This is a genomic window from Microbacterium sp. UBA3394, assembly GCF_002358725.1.
Classification (GTDB): domain Bacteria; phylum Actinomycetota; class Actinomycetes; order Actinomycetales; family Microbacteriaceae; genus Microbacterium; species Microbacterium luteum.
This window is the reverse complement of the sequence record NZ_DEPK01000284.1, coordinates 1-3,268: the sequence shown is the minus strand read 5'-3', so window position 1 is coordinate 3,268 and position 3,268 is coordinate 1. Positions and strand designations below refer to the sequence as shown.

General features: G+C 70.5%; 3 protein-coding genes. All 3 read left to right on the top strand.

Annotation, left to right across the window (positions count from 1 at the left end; genetic code table 11):
• A partial coding sequence (locus tag B4E30_RS16515; protein ID WP_286796360.1) for a LuxR C-terminal-related transcriptional regulator occupies window positions 1-1,593 on the top strand: 1,593 nt, incomplete at its 5' end.
• Between the two features lie 121 nt (window positions 1,594-1,714).
• Window positions 1,715-2,518, top strand: coding sequence for an IniB N-terminal domain-containing protein (locus tag B4E30_RS16510; protein WP_194383652.1), 804 nt, complete (start codon window positions 1,715-1,717; stop codon window positions 2,516-2,518).
• A gap of 97 nt (window positions 2,519-2,615) precedes the next feature.
• On the top strand, window positions 2,616-3,268 hold a 653-nt coding region (locus tag B4E30_RS16505), incomplete at its 3' end, for a hypothetical protein (RefSeq protein WP_286796358.1).

Below are 3,268 nucleotides of genomic sequence, written 5' to 3'. Positions count from 1 at the left end.
ATCGCCGAACGCGCACGCGCCGAGATCGCCTGCCAGCCGGCGCTCGCGGCCGCACTCTTCGAGCGCGCCGTCGCGTGCGGCGTGCCGGAATCCGAGATCGCCGCCGCGCACGCGCACGCCCTGTGGGCCGCCGGGGACGGCGACGGGGCCGGACTGCTCCTCGGCGGCGTGGGGATCGACCGCGCTCACCCGGACCACGACCTCGCCGCCGACACGCTCGCGACGACATGGGCCGACCGCGGGATGATGTCGATCGCACACGACACGTACCGTGCGATGCCGCCGGCGTCGGCGCCCGGTCGCACGCGCGCACTCGTCGCCGCCGCCGGCGCCGGCAGACTCGTCGAGCGCGACCTCTCCACGGGCACAGCGGATGCGACGGCACCGGCGGCCCCGTCTGCCCGGGGGGTCGCGCTCGATCTGCTGGATCGCGGCCTGCGCGCCACGCTCTCCGATGACAGCCCCCGCGAGGCTGTGGATGACCTTCGCCGCGCGGCCGACCTGTCGTGCGCCGCCCGGGACACCTCGCCGACGCCCGAGCTTCCGGCCGTCATCGCCGCGACCGCCGCGATCGGGATCGGGGACCTGGATCTCGCCCACACGGTGATCACCGACGCCCTCACCCACACCGCGCACTGCCGCCGCTGGCGTCCGCGCCTGCTGCTGTGGAACGCGTGGATCGCCGTGCAGCGCGAGCAGGTCGCCGAGGCGCGACGCTCGCTGGCCGCGGCGACCGCCGACGGCGCCGTGCTCTCGGCCCGCGACGACGTCATCGCCGCGGCCGTCACGGTCGAACTCGCTCGGCGCTACGACGACGTCGCCGCGCTCGGATCCGCCTGGGACTCGCTCAAGAGCCGGGTGCGCCGTGTCGAACCCGACCTGTACATGCTGCTGCCGCTGAGCGAACTGGTGATCGTCTCGGCCCGCCTCGGCGACGCCGAATGGATGCAGCCGGCCTTCCGCGACGCACTCGCCCTCGTCGACCGGCTCGGTGAGCCGTCGGTGTGGGCGACGGCGCTGCACTGGGCGGGCATTCAGCGCGGCATCCTCGAGAATCGCCCCGACGACCTCGCACCGCACGCCAAAGCACTCGTCACCGCCGCCCGCCGCAACCCGCTCGCCGCCCGCATGGCGCAGGCCGGGCGAGCGTGGACGGCCATCCTCGCCGGCACCGTCGACCCCGACGCGGTGGAAGCGGCCGCCCGGGGTCTTTCCACGGTCGGACTCGCATGGGACGGCGCACGCCTCGCCGGACACGGAGCCCGTCGCAGCAAGGACAAGAAGGTCGGGGCGCGGCTGCTGGCGTGCGCGCGGGAGCTGCACCCGCGCGAGACGGCACCCTCGGGCGAACCGGCAACAGGCCCGGTTCCCACCTCCGCGAACACCGGTCTCAGCGAGCGCGAACACGAGATCGCCCAGCTGGTGCTGCAGGGCCGGACGTACGCCGAAATCGGAGCAGAGCTGTTCATCTCACCGCGTACTGCGGAGCACCACATCGGACAGATCCGCCGGCGGCTGGCTGCCACGTCGCGGTCGGATCTGCTGGCGAAACTGCGCGTGGCGATGAGCACGACGGAAGGGGCCGGACGATGACCCCCGACCTCACGCGCAGATCCCTAAGCGCCCTCAGAATCTTTCGGGGTTACCCCCGATTCCGAACCTCGCAGACCTGCATAGCCTCGAGAACGAGTCTCGAAACGACGGGAGAGACACCATGACCACTCCGCTGGCGACCATCGCCGATGCATTGATCGAATTCATCCTTAGCCTTCTGCGCGACCCGGAGGCCGCAGCGGAGTTCGAACAGGACCCGGAAGGGACGCTCGCCTCGAACGGCCTGTCGGACGTGTGCGCCGACGACGTGCGCGCCGTCGCCCCGGTCGTGGTCGACCGGCCCGACGTGCACCCGCACCCGAACCCCCACCCGCATCCCCACCCGCCTGGGCCCAAGCCCACGCCGGTCGAGGAGATCAACACGATCACCCAGTCGTTCACGATCGACAACCGCGCGACGATCGTCGACCAGTCGGTGAATCAGAACATCTGGGCCAACGGCGACGTGAACCAGATCTTCGACAACGAGGCGATCGTCAACAGCGGCGACGGCGGAGCCGCCGCCGGTGAGACCGCCAGCGTCGACACGTCGACCACCGACATCGAGACCGGCGACATCGCGATCGGCAACGAGACCACCGACGTCGACGTCGACGGATCGTTCAACGACTCCTCGACCAACACCGACACGGAGGTCGAGGCCGACGTCGACGAGTCCTTCAACGACGGATCGACGGAGACCGATGTCGATGTCGAGGTGGAGGAGTCGTTCAACGACACCGAGACCGAGGTGGACAACACGCAGGTCGCGGTCAACAACGGCGACATCGGCGGCGACGTCGCCGTGGAGAACACCGTGGCCGTCGAAGCTCCCCCGGTGGAGACCGAAGACACCTGGGAGGCCGACTCCTCCGCCGACTACGTCGAGGCGCCGATGGAGATGGAACTCGAAGAGCAGCCGTAAGGCCCGCCTCGTGTCCCCAGATCGCAAGACCCCTCACCCGCCCGCCGAGACCCCGTCACGGCGGGCGGGTGAGGTATCTCGGAAACCGGAGCCCACCGTGTCGCAGACATCGACGTCACCCGCCCGCCAGGAGATCCCGCCGCGCCCTCCGCTACCCGCGCCGGCGCAGCAGCAGCCGGCGTCTGCCCCGCGTTCCGCGCCGCCGAAGCCCCCACGGAACGCACCGGAGCGCCCCACGCTCTCCAGCGGCAACAGCGCTCCGGTCCTCACGAAGGCACCGCCGCCGTTCTCAGTTCGCCTGAGTCAGTTCCTGTGGGTCCTGAGCCTCGCTTTCGGCGCCGTCACCGTGGTCTTCTACTTCGTCATCCGCGAGGACCAGCTCCCGCTGATCATCGAGGCCATCGAAGCGGTCAGCGCAGACCGCACGACGGAGACATACGAGGCCGCGGCCGACATCGTCTACTGGTCGGTGTTCGCGATCATCGTCGCACTCGTGCTCATGCAGATCGTGCTGCTCGTGTCGTTCTCCAGCCGCAAGCCCGGAGCGCGCTGGTGGCAGTTCGCGACCGTCATCATGCAGGTGGTCGCCTTCCTCATCGCGCTCGAGCTCGTGGGGGGCGGCGAGTACGGTTCGATGCTGCGTCAGCTCTTCATCGGCGAAGCCGGATTCGCCGTGCTGGCGCTGCTGCTCAGCACGCTACGCGGCGCCCTCTCCTGGACCGCCCGCAAGCACGACGTGCGGCGTTCCGG

What these genes read in the sequence shown, in the direction of transcription:
- B4E30_RS16510 (WP_194383652.1), top strand. Translation starts at nt 1,715, where the DNA reads ATGACCACTCCGCTGGCGACCATCGCCGATGCATTGATCGAATTCATC.